Annotated in this window: 15 protein-coding genes; 5 read left to right on the forward strand and 10 right to left on the reverse strand. The window is 71.6% G+C overall.

Going from position 1 to position 16,688, the window contains the following annotated elements; genetic code table 11:
- Positions 1–29 precede the first annotated feature (29 nt).
- The 3 genes from ACRDSK_RS22245 (at position 30) to ACRDSK_RS22255 (ending at position 3,071) form a co-directional block, all read left to right on the forward strand.
- Positions 30–749 (forward strand): ThiF family adenylyltransferase, encoded by a 720-nt coding sequence (locus ACRDSK_RS22245; RefSeq protein ID WP_431443163.1) that lies wholly within the window; start codon positions 30–32, stop codon positions 747–749.
- The gene (locus ACRDSK_RS22250; protein ID WP_431443177.1) at positions 739–2,046 is read left to right on the forward strand and encodes an ABC1 kinase family protein; all 1,308 of its coding nucleotides are present in this window, start codon (positions 739–741) and stop codon (positions 2,044–2,046) included. The genes ACRDSK_RS22245 and ACRDSK_RS22250 overlap by 11 nt, the downstream gene beginning before the upstream one ends.
- A gap of 98 nt (positions 2,047–2,144) precedes the next feature.
- Positions 2,145–3,071: a hypothetical protein gene (locus ACRDSK_RS22255; protein WP_431443164.1), complete on the forward strand. Its 927-nt coding sequence runs from the start codon at positions 2,145–2,147 to the stop codon at positions 3,069–3,071.
- Positions 3,072–3,433: 362 nt separating this feature from the next.
- Here ACRDSK_RS22255 and ACRDSK_RS22260 read toward each other — a convergent pair whose 3' ends face one another.
- The 6 genes from ACRDSK_RS22260 to ACRDSK_RS22285 all read right to left on the reverse strand — a co-directional run bounded on the left by ACRDSK_RS22260 (position 3,434) and on the right by ACRDSK_RS22285 (position 8,710).
- A complete protein-coding gene (locus ACRDSK_RS22260; protein ID WP_431443165.1) occupies positions 3,434–3,622 on the reverse strand; it encodes a hypothetical protein in 189 nt (62 codons plus the stop codon).
- Between the two features lie 16 nt (positions 3,623–3,638).
- Positions 3,639–4,517 (reverse strand): class I SAM-dependent methyltransferase, encoded by an 879-nt coding sequence (locus ACRDSK_RS22265; protein ID WP_431443166.1) that lies wholly within the window; start codon positions 4,515–4,517, stop codon positions 3,639–3,641.
- Positions 4,518–4,547: 30 nt separating this feature from the next.
- The gene (locus tag ACRDSK_RS22270; protein ID WP_431443167.1) at positions 4,548–5,123 is read right to left on the reverse strand and encodes a DUF742 domain-containing protein; all 576 of its coding nucleotides are present in this window, start codon (positions 5,121–5,123) and stop codon (positions 4,548–4,550) included.
- A 406-nt stretch (positions 5,124–5,529) separates the two neighbouring features.
- Positions 5,530–5,763: a hypothetical protein gene (locus ACRDSK_RS22275; protein ID WP_431443168.1), complete on the reverse strand. Its 234-nt coding sequence runs from the start codon at positions 5,761–5,763 to the stop codon at positions 5,530–5,532.
- Positions 5,760–6,077 carry a WhiB family transcriptional regulator gene (locus ACRDSK_RS22280; RefSeq protein ID WP_431443169.1) on the reverse strand — a complete coding sequence of 106 codons (318 nt, stop codon included), beginning with the start codon at positions 6,075–6,077 and terminating at the stop codon, positions 5,760–5,762. Before ACRDSK_RS22280 ends, ACRDSK_RS22275 begins: the two co-directional genes overlap by 4 nt.
- A 539-nt stretch (positions 6,078–6,616) precedes the next feature.
- A complete protein-coding gene (locus ACRDSK_RS22285; protein WP_431443170.1) occupies positions 6,617–8,710 on the reverse strand; it encodes an ATP-dependent helicase in 2,094 nt (697 codons plus the stop codon).
- Between the two features lie 85 nt (positions 8,711–8,795).
- On the opposite strand from ACRDSK_RS22285, the gene ACRDSK_RS22290 reads away from it, so the two are divergent.
- A complete protein-coding gene (locus ACRDSK_RS22290) occupies positions 8,796–9,530 on the forward strand; it encodes a DUF4191 domain-containing protein (RefSeq protein WP_431443171.1) in 735 nt (244 codons plus the stop codon).
- A 554-nt stretch (positions 9,531–10,084) separates the two neighbouring features.
- On the opposite strand, the gene ACRDSK_RS22295 is transcribed toward ACRDSK_RS22290, so the two are convergent.
- Positions 10,085–10,582 (reverse strand): RDD family protein, encoded by a 498-nt coding sequence (locus tag ACRDSK_RS22295; protein ID WP_431443172.1) that lies wholly within the window; start codon positions 10,580–10,582, stop codon positions 10,085–10,087.
- A gap of 197 nt (positions 10,583–10,779) precedes the next feature.
- Between ACRDSK_RS22295 and glnA the strand changes: the two genes are divergently transcribed.
- A complete protein-coding gene (gene glnA / locus ACRDSK_RS22300) occupies positions 10,780–12,204 on the forward strand; it encodes a type I glutamate--ammonia ligase (RefSeq protein WP_431443173.1) in 1,425 nt (474 codons plus the stop codon).
- A gap of 71 nt (positions 12,205–12,275) precedes the next feature.
- On the opposite strand, the gene ACRDSK_RS22305 is transcribed toward glnA, so the two are convergent.
- Genes ACRDSK_RS22305 through ACRDSK_RS22315 form a run of 3 tightly spaced genes read right to left on the reverse strand, consistent with a single transcriptional unit; the run spans position 12,276 to position 16,488 of the window.
- Positions 12,276–12,701, reverse strand: a complete 426-nt coding sequence (locus ACRDSK_RS22305; protein WP_431443174.1) for an acyl-CoA thioesterase — start codon at positions 12,699–12,701, stop codon at positions 12,276–12,278.
- Positions 12,702–12,748: 47 nt separating this feature from the next.
- On the reverse strand, positions 12,749–15,736 hold the full coding sequence (locus ACRDSK_RS22310) for a bifunctional [glutamine synthetase] adenylyltransferase/[glutamine synthetase]-adenylyl-L-tyrosine phosphorylase (RefSeq protein WP_431443175.1): 2,988 nt from the start codon (positions 15,734–15,736) through the stop codon (positions 12,749–12,751).
- Positions 15,736–16,488 (reverse strand): type 1 glutamine amidotransferase, encoded by a 753-nt coding sequence (locus ACRDSK_RS22315; protein ID WP_431443176.1) that lies wholly within the window; start codon positions 16,486–16,488, stop codon positions 15,736–15,738. The genes ACRDSK_RS22310 and ACRDSK_RS22315 overlap by 1 nt, the downstream gene beginning before the upstream one ends.
- Between the last annotated feature and the right edge of the window lie 200 nt (positions 16,489–16,688).

A 16,688-nucleotide genomic window follows, 5' to 3' on the forward strand; every position in this document is an offset into this window, starting at 1 on the left:
CGGCGGCGCGGCGTGGGCTCGCCGTCGCCGTGCACGGCGACGGCCGGCTCGCGGTCTCGGTGGCCTCGCTGCTCGCGTCCGCGGGCGTGGGCTGGGTGCACGTGAAGGCCGGCGGCACAGTCCGCCCGGAAGACACGGGCACCGGCTACCTCGCCGAGGACGTCGGACGCCGCCGCACGACGGCCGCCCGCGAGGCGGTGCGACGCGTGGATCCAGCCGTGCGAACCGGCCCGTTCCGCGCCGATCGCGGGCCTGACCTGGTGATCCTCACCGATGCGGTGGTACCGGAACCGACCCGGGTCGCCGCGCTGGTCTCGGCCGGCGTGCCGCATCTCACCGTGCGGCTGCGGGACGGCACCGGCATCGTCGGCCCGCTCGTGGTGCCCGGCCTGACCAGCTGTCTGCGCTGCGCTGACCTGCAGCGATGCGATCGCGACGAGTGCTGGCCGCAGCTCGCGGTCCAGCTCGCGGGCAAGGTACAGCTGGCCGATCTGGCGAGCACGCAGGCGACCTCGGCGTTCGCGGTCGGCCAGGTTCTCGACGCTGTGCGATGGCTCGAGGGTGCGGCCGAGCCGCCCGCGACCTGTAACGCCACCGTTGAGCTGGACGTTTATTCGGCTGGCATCAGACACCGGGCATGGCCTGCTCACGCTGCGTGTTCGTGTGGGGCCGTTGAGCGGTGGGCCGATGTTGCTGCACATACCGTCGATCAGTTGAGAGAATCAAGTCGTGACGGAGATGCCTCGTAACACCGCGGCACGTACTGCGCGGCTGGCCAGCATCCCGCTCGGAGTGGCCGGCCGAGCGGTCGGCGGTTGGGGAAAACGCCTGGTCGGAGTGAACGCCGAGCAGGTGAGCGCCGAGATGTCGGCGAAGACCGCGGAGCAGTTGTTCGCCGTGCTCGGGCAGCTCAAGGGCGGCGCGATGAAGTTCGGCCAGGCGCTGTCGGTGTTCGAGGCGGCCGTGCCCAGCGACATGGCCGAGCCGTACCGGGAGGCGCTGACCAAGCTGCAGGCGGCCGCGCCGCCGATGAGCAGCCAGACCATGCACCGGGTGCTCGCCGAGCAGCTGGGCCGGTCGTGGCGCGAACGGTTCGCCTCGTTCGACGACACGCCCGCGGCCGCGGCCAGCATCGGCCAGGTGCACCGCGCGGTTTGGCACGACGGGCGCCGGGTAGCGGTGAAGGTGCAGTATCCGGGGGCCGACCAGGCCCTGCTGTCCGACCTGCGGCAGCTGCAGCGGTTCAGCCGCCTGTTCCAGGTGCTGGTTCCGGGGACCGAGGTCAAGCCGTTGCTGCAGGAGCTGACCGACCGGATGAGCGAGGAGCTCGACTACCGGTCGGAGGCGGCGAACCAGCGGGCGTTCGCGAAGGAGTTCGCCGGCGACCCGCATGTGATCGTCCCGCGGGTGGTCGCCAGCGCGCCGAAGGTGCTGGTCAGCGAGTGGGTGGACGGGCGGCCGCTGGCGTCGGTGATCCGCGAGGGCACGCGGGACGAGCGAAACCGGGCCGGGCTGCTGCTGGCCGAGTTCCACTACTCTTCGCCGGCGCGGGCGGGCATGCTGCATTCCGATCCGCACCCGGGCAACTTCATGATCACCGCGGACAGCCGGCTGTGCGTGATCGACTTCGGGGCGGTTGCGCAGCTCCCGGACGGCCTGCCGGCGGCGCACGGGCGGATGATGCGCCTCGCGCTCGACGGCCGGTCGGCTGAGCTGCTGGAACTGTTGCGACACGAGCACTTCGTGCTGCCGGGCGTGCACGAGCCGGAGGCCGAGCACGTGTACGCGTACTTGGCGCCGTTCGTGGAGCCGCTGCACGAGGAGACGTTCCACTTCACGCGGCGGTGGATGCAGAAGCAGGCCATGCGGGTCGGCAACGTGCGCAGCCAGGACTTCCGTACGGGGCGGGCGCTGAACCTGCCGCCGCAGTACCTGCTGCTGCACCGGGTGCTGGGCGGGTCGACGGGCATCCTCTGCCAGTTGGACGCGGAGATTCCGGCGCGCGAGCTCATCATCCGCTGGCAGCCGGGTTTCGCCACGTCATAACGGGTTCGGCGGTGCGAAAGGTCCATTCGCACCGCCGAGTTGTCCACAGCCTCCGCCTCCACCTTGGCCTTCGCCCCGCCCACGCCGAAGATCGAGTCATGACCCGATCCGCCGCCGCCCAGGCCCTCCCCGACCCACACCGGACCGCGCTCGACGGCGTCGTCCGGGTGTCCGATCTCCGTGCCGCGGGATTGTCCAACCACGCGCTCGCGGCCAGATGCCGGCCGTCCGGGCCGTGGCAGCGGATACTGCCCGGGGTGGTCGTGCTGTCGAACGCGCCGCCGACGCGGCGCCAACGCGTGCGCGCGGCCATGCTCTACACCGGCCCGGACGCCGTGCTGTCGGGCGTCGACGCCATGCGCGCGCACGGCCTGGCGCCGCCGGAGTCCGACGAGGTGCTGGTGCTGATCCCGTCGGAGCGGCGGCAGGCCGGCCGCGCCTACCTGGCGGTGGAGCGGACCACTCGGCTGCCGCCGTCGGTGCGGCGTGCCGGCATGCCGGTGGCGCCGGTGCCCCGAGCGGTCGTGGACGCGGCCCGCCGGGAGCGGGACAACGACCGGTTGGCGGCGTTGGTGTTGGCGCCCGTGAAGGCCGGCGCGTGCACGGTGGGCGACCTTCGGGTCGAGCTGAACGACGGGAACCAGCGGGGCACCGCGGCCGTTCGTGCGCTGCTGGCGGGCCGGGAGCACGAGGTGGTCCCGGTGACCCACGGCCTGGCGAGGCGCGTGCTGCGTCAGGCGCCGCTACCCCCGCCGAGGTGGCACGCGGAGCTGCACGCCCGCGACGGCACGGTCCTCGGAGTGGCGGACGCGTGGTGGCCGGAGGCAGGGTTGGCGTGGAGCCTGGGCACGCAGCAACACCCGCTGCCGAGGGACGCCCCGACGACGTCCGAACTGGCGGATCTGGGCATCACGGTCCTACACACCGACCCGACCCAGCTACGCACCGCCCCGGACACGGTGATCGCCGACCTGGCCGCCGCCTTCACCTACGCGACCTCGAACCCCCATCACAACCGCAGATGACCGTGCCCAGACACCGCGCCGATTTCCGACCACGGCCACAGTCATGGCCACGGTGCTTCGATCACCAGACCTGCTCGCGGCATTCAGCGGCCTCCGCAGCCTGGGCCCCGGCCGGTCGATCGCCGTCGCGGTGTTGCTCAACCACCCTGCCGGAACGAGCACCCGGTCGGCAGGAGCCGCCAGCCAGACCCGACCGCACCTCGCCCACCCCGATTGAAGCCAGCTCGATCGACACGACGCTTTTTGGTCCCGGGAGCAGGGCACGGAGCCGTGGCGCTCTCGGCAGGCGAACCAGAACCCCAGCCGAACCTGGCGACCCCGGCCCTTACAACCACACGATCGGAGACGGCGATGCCGAACGGTCACCAGTACTCGTCGGGCAGCTTGCCCTCGATGTCTCGCACATGCGTCCGGGCGCACGACGGGCACAGCCACACTTGGCCCCGCCTGCCGTTCTCCATGCTCCACGCGAGCGCCTCGGCCGGTGGGGCGTCCGCCCGCGAGCGGCCACAACGCTGGCATATCGGGGGTTCCGGGGACCGGTCAGCCATGGCGAACAAGCCTACGTCAAGCGCGGCGTCCCAGGTGGACCGTCGAGGCGCCGAGCACGAAGACGTCGTCCCGCGCACCGACGTAGGCCTCGTCGTCCGGATCCAGCAACCGTTGCACGACCTCGCGATCGGACTCGGACAGCCCGTCCTCACCCACACCGGACATCCACACCAACCAGTCCACAACGGACTGGCGCACCGGTTCCGAGGCCGGCGCGGGGTGGTCGACCACGAAGCTGAACGAACGCGTGTCGCTCAGGCCGGCCACGGCCAGCGCGCTGGTCCACCCGATGGGCAGCCGCACCGAGCCCGGCATCTCCGCGCGCATCCGCTCGAACCAGGTGTCCCGGGCGGCGGTCAGCCGGCTCCCCAACCCGGGCTCGCCGATGCCGAGGTCCCACGGCAGGCACCGCGTCGCGAGGCCGCCCTCGGACATGGCCAGCCACCCGCCCGGCGCCAGCAGGCGGGCGAGCCGGTCGATGGCCTTCTGCTGGTCCGGGAGGTGATGCACCACGCGTGAGGCCCAGACGAGGTCAGCCGCGGGCAACAGGTCGGGCAGGTTCTCGTCGGCGGCGTCAACCTGCACGCCCTCGACCTGAACCGTGTCGCCGGCCACGCCGCGGGTGTGCTCGACGGCGACGGTGAGCAGCTCCTCGACGGCATCGGCGAGCACCACCCGGCCGCCACCCCGCGAGGCGAGCGCGGCGGCGAACGCGGCGCTCATGCCGCCCGCCCCGGAACCGATGTCCACCACCACGGGAGGAGAACCGCCTGGAGTCAACGAGTCGACCAGCCGCTCGGCGACCGCTCGGTTGAACTCGGCGTCGAGCGAGTCGGCGCGGCGCAGGGCGACGATCCGCTCGGTCCAGTCGATGCCGTCGTGCGTGTGTGCCATACCCGCGACGTTAGTCGCACTCGGGCGGCGTCAGAGCTTGCGCAGCCCGACCAGCACGCGCTGCATGAAGTCGAGATCCGGCAGGCCTGGCGCGGTGGGATGGACGATGACGGACCCGTCGGAGGCGAGATCGCCGACCAGCACCCGGGCGACTCCGAGCGGCACCGCCAACATGGCCGCGACCTCGGCGACCGACCGGGGCTGGCTGCAGATGTCGATGATCATCCGACGCTGCGCGGTGTCCCCGACGGTCGAGAGCGCCTGCTGGCTGGTGGAGACGAGCGCCTCGAGCGCGAGCTCGTGGCTGGACCGGGTGCGCCCGCGGGTGCGTGCGTAGGGCCGAACGATCGCCGACGCCCACGGCAGCGCCGCCGCCCAGTCGGGCGAAACCAAGGTGGGCCGTCCGTCGGGCCGAGTCGTGGGCGGCGCCCCGTCGGGCTCGGCCGCGTCCGGCGTGGAGGGATCGTCCGCCACGGTCAGGTGCCGAGGCCCGACGTGGGCCCCGGTCCGGTGCCGGGCCTCGCCGTCGGCGACCTGTCCGACGCGGGCGCCGGGCAGGTCGACCTGGCTCGGCTCCCCCGGGTCGGGCCGGTCCTCGAATGCCACGGCGAGGGCGAGCGGGCCCGTCGCCTGGGTACTCCAGTCCGCACCGTCGCGAGCGACGCCAGGTACCCAGCCGGCCGCCTCCGGTAGTCGGCCGGCGTCATTCGGTGAGGCCTCGAGTTCGCCTTGGTCGGTGGCCGGGAAGGGGGCCCCGGTTCGTTCCACCCCGCGCGTTCGCCATGTCTTGCCCGAGCGTCGTCGGGTGGATCCGCGATTGGATCCGTCACCTGTTACCACTGCATATGCCCCCGTTGGCCGATCTCGATGGGTCGTCGAAGCTAGTCGCTGAATCGACCCGGCATGTTACGACTGACCACGCCGCCGCGGTGCCGCTCACGTTCCGACAAGATCCGCGGAAGCGAACCGCCCGCCACCCAAGGGAGGGTGGCGGGCGGTGTCCGGTCGTGGCTCAGAGCATGTCGTTCGCGCGTTGTGCGCGTCTGGCGGTCCACGCGGAGAGCCGTGCCCAGCGTCTGGCCGAGCTCAACCGGCGGACCAGGCGCGCATGGTTCGCGGCCTGTTCCGCCTCACGCATTCGTTCTCTGGCAAGGCTTTCGTAGATCAGCATTGTCTTGCTCCCATTCGGGCGAGTGTTGGTCATCAGGTCGGAATCGGTCATCGGATTGATCACTGGGGCGTTCATGCGGCTTCCTCCTGGGCACGTGCGGCCCGCTCGGCCGTCTCACGGGCGACGTCTTCCTTGCGCGGACGGCCACGCGGCCGCTTGCGGGCGATGACCGCCCCACGCTCGAAGATCTCGCCACCCCAGACACCCCACGGCTCCTGCCGGGCCAGCGCGCCGGCGAGGCACTCGGTGCGGACCGGGCAGTCCACGCAGAGCCCCTTCGCCCGCTCGAGGTCGGCGGGGGTGTCGGCGAACCACAGATCCGGGTTGCTGCTCGACCGGCAGGGCAGGTCGAGCCCCGCCGACGGCGCGACGTCGAGCAAGTCGCTCACGCCGAGCAGGTCCGGTGCTCCACTCGAGAGTGGAACAGTCGCGGTAGACATGACGTGCTACTCCTGTTCTCGAACTTCCTTGATCGCGGTTTTTTGTTGATATACCTGAAAAAACACGAAGGCCGCGGATCCGATTTACGGGTCCGCGGCCTTCGTGAGCCTGGCGACTTGACTTGGCGTCAAGTTCTTCGCTCAGAAGTCGTTACGGACCGAACGGACGGGAGATCGGCGTTCTGCGGGACGGTCACACCGGTGGCCATGTAGCGATCACGCTTGGCGAAGACAGACTTCACCTGGTGAACCGGCTGAATGGGCGGGACGGTCAGGACCGTGGTCGCAGCGGTGGTCCCGAACGCAGCAGTAGCCCCAGACACGGGGTAGCCAGGGGCGCACACAGTGCTGATGTTCTTCTCCACGCTGGCCACCTCCTCACTCGTCCGAAGCTCTGCCGGCCGTTCCCGGCTTGTGCATGCAGGCTATGTGCCGACGGCGCACGCTTGCAACAGGTTTTTCGGGAGTTATGCCGACGGCGTTACGGGTCAGCTGTCAGCGCGCAGCAAAGACAGCACCTCGGTGCCGAACTTGTCCAGTTTGCCGGCTCCGATGCCGGCGATCGCGACCAGGCCGGCGGCGTCGGCGGGCCGCTGCTCGGCGATCGCCATCAGCGTCGCGTCGGTGAACACGACGTAGGCCGGGACCTTCAGCGCCCGCGCCCGCTTCGCCCGCCATTCCCTGAGCCGGGCCAGCAGCTCCTCGTCCAGATCCGCCGGGCACGACGCGCACCGGCCGAGCTTGACCGCTGCCGCTTCGAGCAGCGGCCCGCCGCAGACCCGACACCGCGGCGCCGCCGAACCGTCCCGCTGCCGGGACCGGGTCATCCGCGCGGTCGGGTGGTCCTCGGGAATCAGTCCGTAGAGGAAGCGGCTGCGCCTGCGGTTGCGCCGCCCGCCGTCCGCGCGCGCCAGCGCCCACGACAGCGACAGGTGCCGCCGCGCCCGAGTCACGCCGACATACAGCAGCCGCCGCTCCTCCTCGACCGCCGCGTCGTTGCCGTCAGCGTGCAGGATCGGCACGGTGCCCTCGACCAGCCCGACGAGGAACACCGCGTCCCACTCCAGGCCCTTCGCCGCGTGCAGCGACGCGAGCGTCACGCCCTCTACCGTCGGCGGGTGCTGCGCGCGCGCCCGCATGTCCAGCTCGGTCACGTACTGCGCGAGGTCCGCGCCCTCGACGTGGCTCGCCAGCTCTTCGGCCAGCTCGACCAGCGCCAGCAGCGACCCCCACCGCTCCCGGGCCGCACCGCCCACCGGCGGGTCGGCGGTGAGCCCGAGCGGCTCGAGCAGCTCCCGCACGATCTTGGGCAGCTCGCCGGTGGGCCCGGCGGCGGCCGCCGTGCGCAGTGCGGCCGTCGCCTGGCGCACCTCGGTCCGCGCGAAGAACCGTTCGCCGCCACGCACCAGGTACGGGATGTCCAGCTCCGCGAGCGCCTGCTCGTAGGTCTCCGACTGCGCGTTCACCCGGTACAGCACGGCGATCTCGCTCGCCGGCGTGCCCGCGTCGATCAGCTCGGAGATCCGCCGGGCCGCCGCCGCGGCCTCGGCCGGTTCGTCGTCGTACTCGTTGAACACCGGAGCCGGACCTGGCTCCCGCTGACCGACGAGCCGCAGCCGCGAGCCCGCCGGCCGGTCCCGCGCCGCGCCGATCACCCGGTTGGCGAGCGACACGACCTCGGGCGTCGACCGGTAGTCGCGCTCCAGCCGCACCACCGTCGCGTGCGGGAACCGTCGGGTGAAGCCCAGCAGCGGGCGCGGCGAGGCGCCGGCGAAGGAGTAGATCGTCTGGTTCGCGTCGCCGACCACGGTCAGGTCGTCGCGGTCGCCGAGCCAGGCGTCGAGTACGCGCTGCTGCAGCGGCGTGACGTCCTGGTACTCGTCGACGACGAAGCACCGGTAGCGGTCGCGGAACTCCTCGGCCACCGCCTGGTGCTCCTCGAGCGCGGCCGCGGTGTGCAGCAGCAGGTCGTCGAAGTCCAGCAGGTTGGCCTTGCCCTTGAACGACTCGTACCAGCGGTACACGCTCGCCACCAGCTCGACCGACGCCGGCGCCTGTCGACGTGCCTTCCCGGCCGCGGTGACGTAGTCGTCCGGCGTGACCATCGACGCCTTGGCCCACTCGATCTCGGTGGCGAGGTCGCGCAGCACCTCGGCCTCGGTGCCCGCGCCCGCCCGGTGCGCCGCCTGGCTCACCACGCGCAGCTTGCTGTCCAGCAGATCCCACTGCGGACCGCCGACCACCCTCGGCCAGAAGTAGCGCAGCTGGCGCAGCGACGCCGCGTGGAACGTGCGCGCCTGGGCACCGTGCACGCCGAGCGTGCGGAGCCGGGTGCGCAGCGCCCCCGCGGCCCGCGCGGTGAACGTCACGGCGAGCACCTGTCCGGCGGCGACGTGGCCGGCCTGGATGAGCTGCGCGACGCGGTGCACGATCGTGCTGGTCTTGCCGGTGCCGGCGCCGGCCAGCACGCACACCGGCCCGCGCGGCGCCTCGACGGCGGCGAGCTGCTCGGGGTCGAGCCCGGCGAGCGGTCCGTCGTCGGGTGTCGCCGAGTCCGCCTGCCGCCCAACCATGGGAGGCATCCTGACAGACGGCACTGACCGACCCGGTCAGGGACATGCCGGTCGGCCGACTCCGGTGTCGGTACTGCCCCGTATCCTGGTGGTCATGGCGAAGAAGCAGGACAAGGCAGCGGCCGCCGAGGCGAAGAAGGCGCGCAAGGCGGCGTCGAAGGCCAAGCGGTCGCAGATCTTCCAGGCGTTCAACATGCAACGCAAGGAGGACAAGTCCCTCATCCCGCTGATGCTCGCGGTGTTCGTGGTGGTCGCGGGCGGGATGTTCGGGGTCGGCCTGCTCTTCGGCCTGCACTGGATCCTGCTGCCGGTCGGCATCGCGCTTGGCCTGCTCGGCGCGGTGATCCTCTTCGGCCGGCGGGTACAGAAGAACGTCTACGGCAAGGCCGACGGCCAGCCGGGCGCGGCGGGCTGGGCGCTGGACAACATGCGCGGCCGCTGGCGGGTCACGTCCGGGGTGGCGGCCACCACCCAGGGCGACTTCGTGCACCGGGTCCTCGGCCGGCCCGGGGTGGTCCTGGTCGCGGAGGGTGCCCCGCACCGGGTCAAGGGCCTGCTGGCGCAGGAGAAGAAGCGCGTCTCGCGGGTCGTCGGCGACACCCCGATCTACGACTTCACCGTGGGCAGCGACGAGAACCAGGTGCCGCTCTCGAAGCTGCAGCAGCGGATCATGAAGCTGCCGAACAACCTCAAGCCCGCGCAGATCGACACGCTGGAGAAGCGCATGTCCGCGCTGGCCGCCCGCAGCGCCGGCCCGCAGATGCCGAAGGGCCCGATGCCACAGGGCGCCAAGATGCGCAGCGTGCAGCGCGCGATGCGCCGCCGCTGACTTCGCCAGTCGCGCGGCAGGTTCGCGCATGTCAGCCGGGCGCCACCGCTGAACAGCGTCATCGCTGCCACAGGCTCGCGCACCAACGCCGCGGCCGTTGAGCACGGCGCCTGCCCGCGTCGCGCGACACCATGGCGACCTGCTGGATCGCCGCCTGATCACAACCACCGACAAGCCCACGCCAGCAACCGCGCCAGCCTCACGAGATCGCCTCACCGCCGCCGCGACTGTCTGTGCAAATGCAAACGCCTCTTCACAGACGTCTCCGCGCCGGCAAGGGGGACCCCTGGGTCCACGATAGTCGCGGACTCCGACAGTTTCGGGCGAGTGTGCGGCTGCTGTGGACAACTCGCCGCGTTGTGGACAACCGCCACCAACCAGCCGCCACCGACGAACCCGCGCCAACGACCGCAGCCGGCGTCGCGAGATCGCCGCGCTGATCTCCTGCCACCGTCCCACCGCCGGCGGGCGGGTCCACATTGGCGTCACGCCGTGAGTTCTCTGCCCATGGCGCAGCGCAGGAGCCGATGCCCGCGAGACGAGACGGCGGTCGGCTAGCGGGTGCGCAGGACGATCGTGCCAACGGCCTTGTCGTGCAGGCCTCGGCCGTCGGCGTCCCAGACCACTGCCGGCACGATCACGGCGGTCATGATCGCGCGCGGGATCGCGCGCAGCGGGCCCACCATCGACGCGCCGTCCAGGCGTGCGACCCGGATGCCGAGTGCGGCCATGCCGGCCGTGAAGCCGAACAGCGAGATCGCGACGACCGAGATCACGAACCACACCAGGATCGCCCAGTAGTTGAACGTCTGCATGACCTCCGGGCGCGTGATGTCCGTCGGCACGAAGAGGCTCGTCACGAGGGCGGCGATGACGAGGTCGAGCAGCAGCGCCGCCAGCCGCGCGCCGCGGGAGGCCACCGAGCCCCGGCCCGACCGCGGCAGACCGAGCCGCTCGCCCGGCCACTGCTGCGGGTCGCGCCGGCCGGAGGCCGCACTCGGCCCGGACAGCCACGTACCGGTCCACCTGGTCGGCTGCTCGGGCTCACTCACGACGATCCCCGCGAATTTCGCACGCTGCACTCACAAACCCAGCGTAGAACCAGATGCGCCCGACCGTGCCGGCTGGCATGCTCGAAGGCTGCACACCCGGTCGTTAACACCGGCGAAACATGAGGGTGATGGTCGGGCAACACCCCACTCATAGCTTGGCCGCGAGCGTTTGAGCAAGAGGTAAGGAGCCAACGAGCGTGTTCAACACTTCCGACGAGGTCCTCAGCTTCATCTCCGACGAAGAGGTGAGGTTCATCGATGTCCGGTTCTGCGACCTCCCGGGCATCATGCAGCACTTCACGGTGCCGGTGCAGTCGTTCGACGAGGGCACGATCGACGAGGGCCTGGCGTTCGACGGCTCCTCGGTGCGTGGCTTCCAGCAGATCCACGAGTCGGACATGCTGCTGCTGCCCGACCTGGCCACCGCGCGCCTCGACCCGTTCCGCACCGACAAGACGCTCAACATCAACTTCTTCGTGCACGACCCGCTGACCCGCGAGGCGTACAGCCGCGACCCGCGCAACATCGCGCGCAAGGCCGAGGAGTACCTGGCCGAGTCCGGCATCGCCGACACCGCGTACTTCGGCCCCGAGGCCGAGTTCTACATCTTCGACTCGGTTCGCTTCGACAGCGCGGAGAACGGCTCCTTCCACGAGATCGACTCCGTCGAGGGCTGGTGGAACACCGGCTCCGACGAGGTCGGCGGCAACCGCGGCTACAAGACGAAGTACAAGAGCGGCTACTTCCCGGTGCCGCCGGTCGACCACTTCGCCGACCTGCGCGCGGAGATCGTGACGAACATGATCGGCTCCGGCTTCACCGTGGAGCGCGCGCATCACGAGGTCGGCACCGCCGGCCAGGCCGAGATCAACTACAAGTTCAACACGCTCCTGCACGCCGCGGACGACCTGCAGCTGTTCAAGTACATCGTGAAGAACACCGCGTGGGACGCCGGCAAGAGCGCGACGTTCATGCCCAAGCCCCTCTACGGCGACAACGGCTCCGGCATGCACTGCCACCAGTCGCTCTGGAAGGACGGCGAGCCGCTGTTCTACGACGAGTCCGGGTACGCCGGGCTGTCGGACGCCGCGCGGCACTACATCGGCGGGATCCTGCACCACGCGCCGAGCCTGCTGGCGTTCACCAACCCGACGGTGAACTCCTACCACCGCCTGGTGCCGGGCTTCGAGGCGCCGGTGAACCTCGTGTACTCGCAGCGCAACCGGTCGGCGTGCGTGCGCATCCCGATCACCGGCGACAACGCGAAGGCCAAGCGCATCGAGTTCCGCTGCCCCGACTCGTCGGGCAACCCGTACCTCGCGTTCTCCGCGATGATGATGGCTGGCATGGACGGCATCAAGAACAAGATCGAGCCGCCCACGCCGATCGACAAGGACCTCTACGAGCTGCCGCCCGACGAGGCCAAGGACGTGGCGACCGTGCCGGCCTCGCTCAACGCGGTGCTGGACAGCCTGGAGGCCGACCACGAGTTCCTGCTCGAGGGTGGCGTCTTCACCCCCGACGTGATCGACACGTGGATCGACTTCAAGCGCGAGAACGAGATCGACCCGCTGCGGCTGCGCCCGCACCCGTACGAGTTCGCCCTCTACTACGACGTCTGATCCCGAACAGGACTACGGCCCGGCGGTCGCGGGAACACCCGACCGCCGGGCCGTTTCATATCCACATCGCCCTAGTCGGTGGGGGCTACCTTCTCCGGGTCGAAGCCGCCCGCTACGAGGGCGGCTCGCGGGTCCGTCAGCAGCTTGCGCGCCTCGAGGTTCATCAGCCCGACGATGCAGTAGACCTCGGCCGCCACGGTGCCGTCGGCTTTGATGATCATCGAGTTGACGTTGAAGGTCTTGCCTGTGCCGAACTTGATCTCGCAGGTGACCTCGAGGCGGTCGTTCGCCCGCAGCTCGCGGCGGAAGTTGACCGTGGTGCTGAGCAGGACGGGTGCGACCCCGTCGTCCATCAGGCCGTCCCAGTCGCAGCCCGCCGCGGTGAACCCGGACATGCGGGCGACCTCCGCGTACTGGTGGTACACGGCGTGGTTGACGTGGCCGAGCGCGTCCATCTCGTAGCTGCGCACGACGATCGGGATGCTGAAGCCACTCATGCACCAACTGTAGGAGCGAGCACCGACAAAACCGGGCGCCGAGTGAGTCACGCCTCGTAGAACAGCTGCTCCACGACCCCGCGGGCGCGCCGCAGCGTGCGCCGGTAGGAGTCGAGGAACTCGCCCGGGTCGGCGTCGGGCGACAGCACCGCCGCGACCGCGGCCAGCTCCCGGCCCGCGGACGGCAGCTGGTCGGACACCTTTCCCCGCACGAGCGTGGTCGCGTTGCGCGCCCGGGTGGCCAGTAGCCACGCCTCGCGCAACGCGGTCGCGTCCGACTCCAGAACCAGGTCCGCCTCGACCGCCGCGGTGAGGCCGTCCATCGTGGAGGTCGTGCGCAGCGACGGCACGTCGTGCGCGTGGCGCAGCTGCAACAGCTGCAGCGTCCACTCGACGTCGGCGAGCCCGCCGCGGCCCAGCTTCATGTGCGTGGCCGGGTCCGCGCCGCGCGGCAGCCGCTCGGTGTCCACCCGCGCCTTGATCCGCCGGATCTCCCGGGTGCGCGCGGCGTCCAGGCCGCCGTCCGGGTACCGGATCGGGTCGATCATCTCGATGAACCGCGCGCCGAGGTCCTCGTCGCCGGCGATCGGCCGCGCCCGCAGCAGCGCCTGCGCCTCCCACACCTGCGACCACTGCCCGTAGTAGGCGCGGTAGGACTCGAGCGTGCGCACGATCGCCCCCTGTCGGCCCTCCGGCCGCAGGTCGACGTCCACCTGCAGCGGCGGGTCCTGACTCGGCGCGCCCAACAGCTTGCGCACGCTCTGCGCGACCCGACTCGCGTATTTCACCGCGTCCGAGTCGGCCACCCCGTCGACCGGCTCGCACACGAACAACACGTCCGCATCCGAGCTGTAGCCCAGCTCCGCGCCGCCGAGCCGGCCCATGCCGATCACCGCGAGCCGCGCCTTGCGCTCGCCGGCCGACACCGCCTCGGCCCGGTCGACCGCGGCGAGCGTCGCCCGCAGCACCGCCATCCACACGCTGGACAGCGCCTGGCACACGGTCAGCACGTCCATGAACCCCAACAGGTCGGCCGACGCGACGCGCAGCAGCTCGTGCCGGCGCAGCGACCGCGCGGCGGCGACCGCGTTGCCCAGGTAGCCCTGCCTGTTCACCGCCTGCCGCAGCGACGCGGCCACCTCGGCGGTGTCCCGGCCGGCGAGCTGGTCGGGGTCGCCGAGCAGCCGCAGCACCTCGGGCGCCCGCACGATGAGGTCGGGCACCAGCCTCGAGGTACCCAGCAACAAGGCGAGCCGCTCGACCACGGCCGCCTCGTCGCGCAGCACCCGCAGGTACCAGTCGGTGGTCGTCAGCGCCTCGGACACCTTGCGGTACGCGAGCAGCCCGCCGTCCGGATCGGGGGTCTCGGCGAGCATCTCGAGCAGCGCCGGCAGCAGCGCGCGCTGGATCGCCGCGCGCCGCGAGACGCCCGCGGTCAGCGTCTCGATGTGGCGCAGCGCGCCGTCCGGAGCCGCGTAGCCGAGCGCGGACAGCCGGGCCTCGGCCGCCTCGGCGGACAGCCGCAGCGCCTCTCCCGGCACCCGCGCCACGGCCTCGAGCAGCGGGCGGTAGAACAGCTTCTCGTGCAGCCGGCGAATCAGCCGCAGGTGTCGCTGGAACTCCACCTGCAGGAGCTCACCCTCGGCCTTGCCGCGGTCCGGCCCGATCCCGGTGGCGCGGGCGAGCCAGCGCAGCTCGTCGGTGTCGCCTGCCTCGGGGAACAAGTGCGTGCGGCGCAGCTTCTGCAGCTGCAGCCGGTGCTCGATCAGGCGCAGGAACCGGTAGGACTCCCCCAGCTCGGCGGCGTCGGCGCGGCCGACGTAGCCGCCCTCACCGAGCGCCGCCAGCGCGTCCACAGTGGACCGGCGGCGGAGCGTCTCGTCGCTGCGGCCGTGCACGAGCTGCAGGAGCTGCACGGCGAACTCGACATCGCGCAGTCCACCGCGGCCGAGCTTGAGCTCTCGGTCGAGCACCTCGGCGGACAGATGGCTCTCGACCTTGCGGCGCATCGCCCGCACGTCGTCGACGAAGTTGTCCCGGTCGGCGGCCGCCCACACCAGCGGCTGGACGACGTCGAGGTAGTCCGCGCCGAGCTGCGCGTCGCCGGCGATCGGCCGGGCCTTGAGCAGCGCCTGGAACTCCCACGTGCGCGCCCAACGCTGGTAGTACGCGGAGTGCCCGTCGAGCGTGCGAACCAGCGGACCGGCCTTGCCCTCCGGCCGCAGCGCGGCGTCGACGTCGAAGCAGGCCTGCCCGGCGACGCGGATCATCGTGCTGGCCATGCGGGTGGCGGCATCGAGGTCGCCGTCACCGACGAACAGTACGTCCACGTCGCTGACGTAGTTGAGCTCCTGGCCGCCGCACTTGCCCATGGCGATCACCGCGAGCCGGCACTTGTCCCGGCCGGTCGGCGCGATCGACACAGCCACCGCGAGCGCGGCCCGGATGGCGGCCTCTGCCAGCGCCGTCAGCCGGCCGGTGGTCTGCGCGTAGTCGGGCACCGGCAGCTCGCGCTCGACGAGGTGGCCGAGGTCGTCGGCGGCGATCTCCAGCAGCAGTCCGCGATAGGCGGCCCGTAGCGCGCGGACCGCCTCGGACCCGGTCAGCCCGGCGATCCCGTCGGTGGCTGTGTCGACCGCGCCGACCGCGTCGAGCAGCACGCCCGCGTAGTCCGCGACCGAGCGCTGCCGGTCTGTCAGCAGGCGGCGCCACTCGCCCTCGCGCGAGATCACGAAGTCGGCCAGCGCGCTGGAGCCGCCGAACACGGCGAGCAGCCGACCGCGCAGCCCCCGGTCGGTGGCGACGGCGCGGTCGAGCGCGGGCCAGCCGTCGGCGTCCGAGGTGCGGATCCGGTCGAGGGCCAGCAGCGCCAGGTCGGGGTCGGGGCTGCGGGACAGCGCGACCATGCTGGTCTCGCGGTCCGACGCCGGTCCGCCCTCGTTCCACCAGCCGGCAGCCCGCAGGTACTCGGCGGCGCGGTCGTCGGTGAGGCCGTACCGGGCGGTCGACTGCGCGGAGCGGACGCGGTCTGTCATCAGGGGTGGCCGAGCAGCGGCAGCCCGGCCGGTGCCGCCGGTTCGAGGTCGCCGGCGGCCAGGTGGACGAAGCGCTCGGCGAACGGGCGCCAGGTCTCCGCGATGTCGGCGTGCAGCTGGTCGAGCCGCTCGGCGGTGAGCGCGTCGGGCCGGGCGAACTCGGCCTCGCCCGGGCTGTCGCGGGCCCAGTCGAGCACGATCTCGGTGGTGGTCTCGATGTGGAACTGCAGCCCGTAGGCGCACCGGCCGATCCGGAAGGCCTGGTTCGGGTAGCGGGTGGCGGACGCGAGCTGCACGCTGTTCGGCGGCAGCCGGTCGATCGCGTCGGAGTGGAACTGGAGGACGTCCGGCATGAAGGGCAGATCGGCGAACAGCGGGTCGGCCCAGCCGACGTCGCGCTTGGCGATCAGATGCGGCCCGACCTCCGGCCCGTCCGCCCCCACCACGACGGAGCCGCCCGCGGCGACCGCGAGCAGCTGGCCGCCGAGACAGATGCCGAGCGTCGGGAGCTGGGCGGAGACGGCGGCGGAGAGCAGCCGGCGGACGTCGGCGAGCCACGGGTGGTCGAGGTCGTCGTAGGCGCCCATGCCACCGCCGAGACAGATCACCCCGGCGTAGCCGGCGAGGTCGGCGGGCAGCGGGTCGACGGGCGGCGCGACGACGTGTGGCTCGGCACCGGCGTCGGCCAGCCAGGCGCCGAGCGGGCCGGGCGGGTCCTCGGGATCGGGCTGGATGACGAGCAGACGAGTCACGTTTCCAGGGTAACCAGGCGTTTTCGGCGACCGTCAGGGCGCGGGGGTGAACTCGATCTCGCAGATGTCGAACACCGGGCGGTAGCCGATCTTCTGGTAGATCGAGTTCGACGTGGGGTTGGCGAGGTCGGTGAACAACAGGACGTGCCGCGCGCCGGCGTCGCGCGCCCAGCGGGACGCCGCGGCGGTGACCGCCGAGC

Origin of the sequence: Actinophytocola sp., assembly GCF_050699915.1 — a bacterium.
GTDB lineage: Bacteria > Actinomycetota > Actinomycetes > Mycobacteriales > Pseudonocardiaceae > Actinophytocola.

Bases quoted from the DNA above. Each gene is read 5' to 3' on its own strand.
- ACRDSK_RS22255 (WP_431443164.1), top strand. From the start codon at position 2,145: ATGACCCGATCCGCCGCCGCCCAGGCCCTCCCCGACCCACACCGGACC.
- ACRDSK_RS22250 (WP_431443177.1), top strand. From the start codon at position 739: ATGCCTCGTAACACCGCGGCACGTACTGCGCGGCTGGCCAGCATCCCG.
- ACRDSK_RS22275 (WP_431443168.1), bottom strand. From the start codon at position 5,763: ATGAACGCCCCAGTGATCAATCCGATGACCGATTCCGACCTGATGACC.
- ACRDSK_RS22265 (WP_431443166.1), bottom strand. From the start codon at position 4,517: ATGGCACACACGCACGACGGCATCGACTGGACCGAGCGGATCGTCGCC.
- ACRDSK_RS22310 (WP_431443175.1), bottom strand. From the start codon at position 15,736: ATGACAGACCGCGTCCGCTCCGCGCAGTCGACCGCCCGGTACGGCCTC.
- ACRDSK_RS22260 (WP_431443165.1), bottom strand. From the start codon at position 3,622: ATGGCTGACCGGTCCCCGGAACCCCCGATATGCCAGCGTTGTGGCCGC.
- ACRDSK_RS22305 (WP_431443174.1), bottom strand. From the start codon at position 12,701: ATGAGTGGCTTCAGCATCCCGATCGTCGTGCGCAGCTACGAGATGGAC.
- ACRDSK_RS22285 (WP_431443170.1), bottom strand. From the start codon at position 8,710: ATGCCTCCCATGGTTGGGCGGCAGGCGGACTCGGCGACACCCGACGAC.
- ACRDSK_RS22290 (WP_431443171.1), top strand. From the start codon at position 8,796: ATGGCGAAGAAGCAGGACAAGGCAGCGGCCGCCGAGGCGAAGAAGGCG.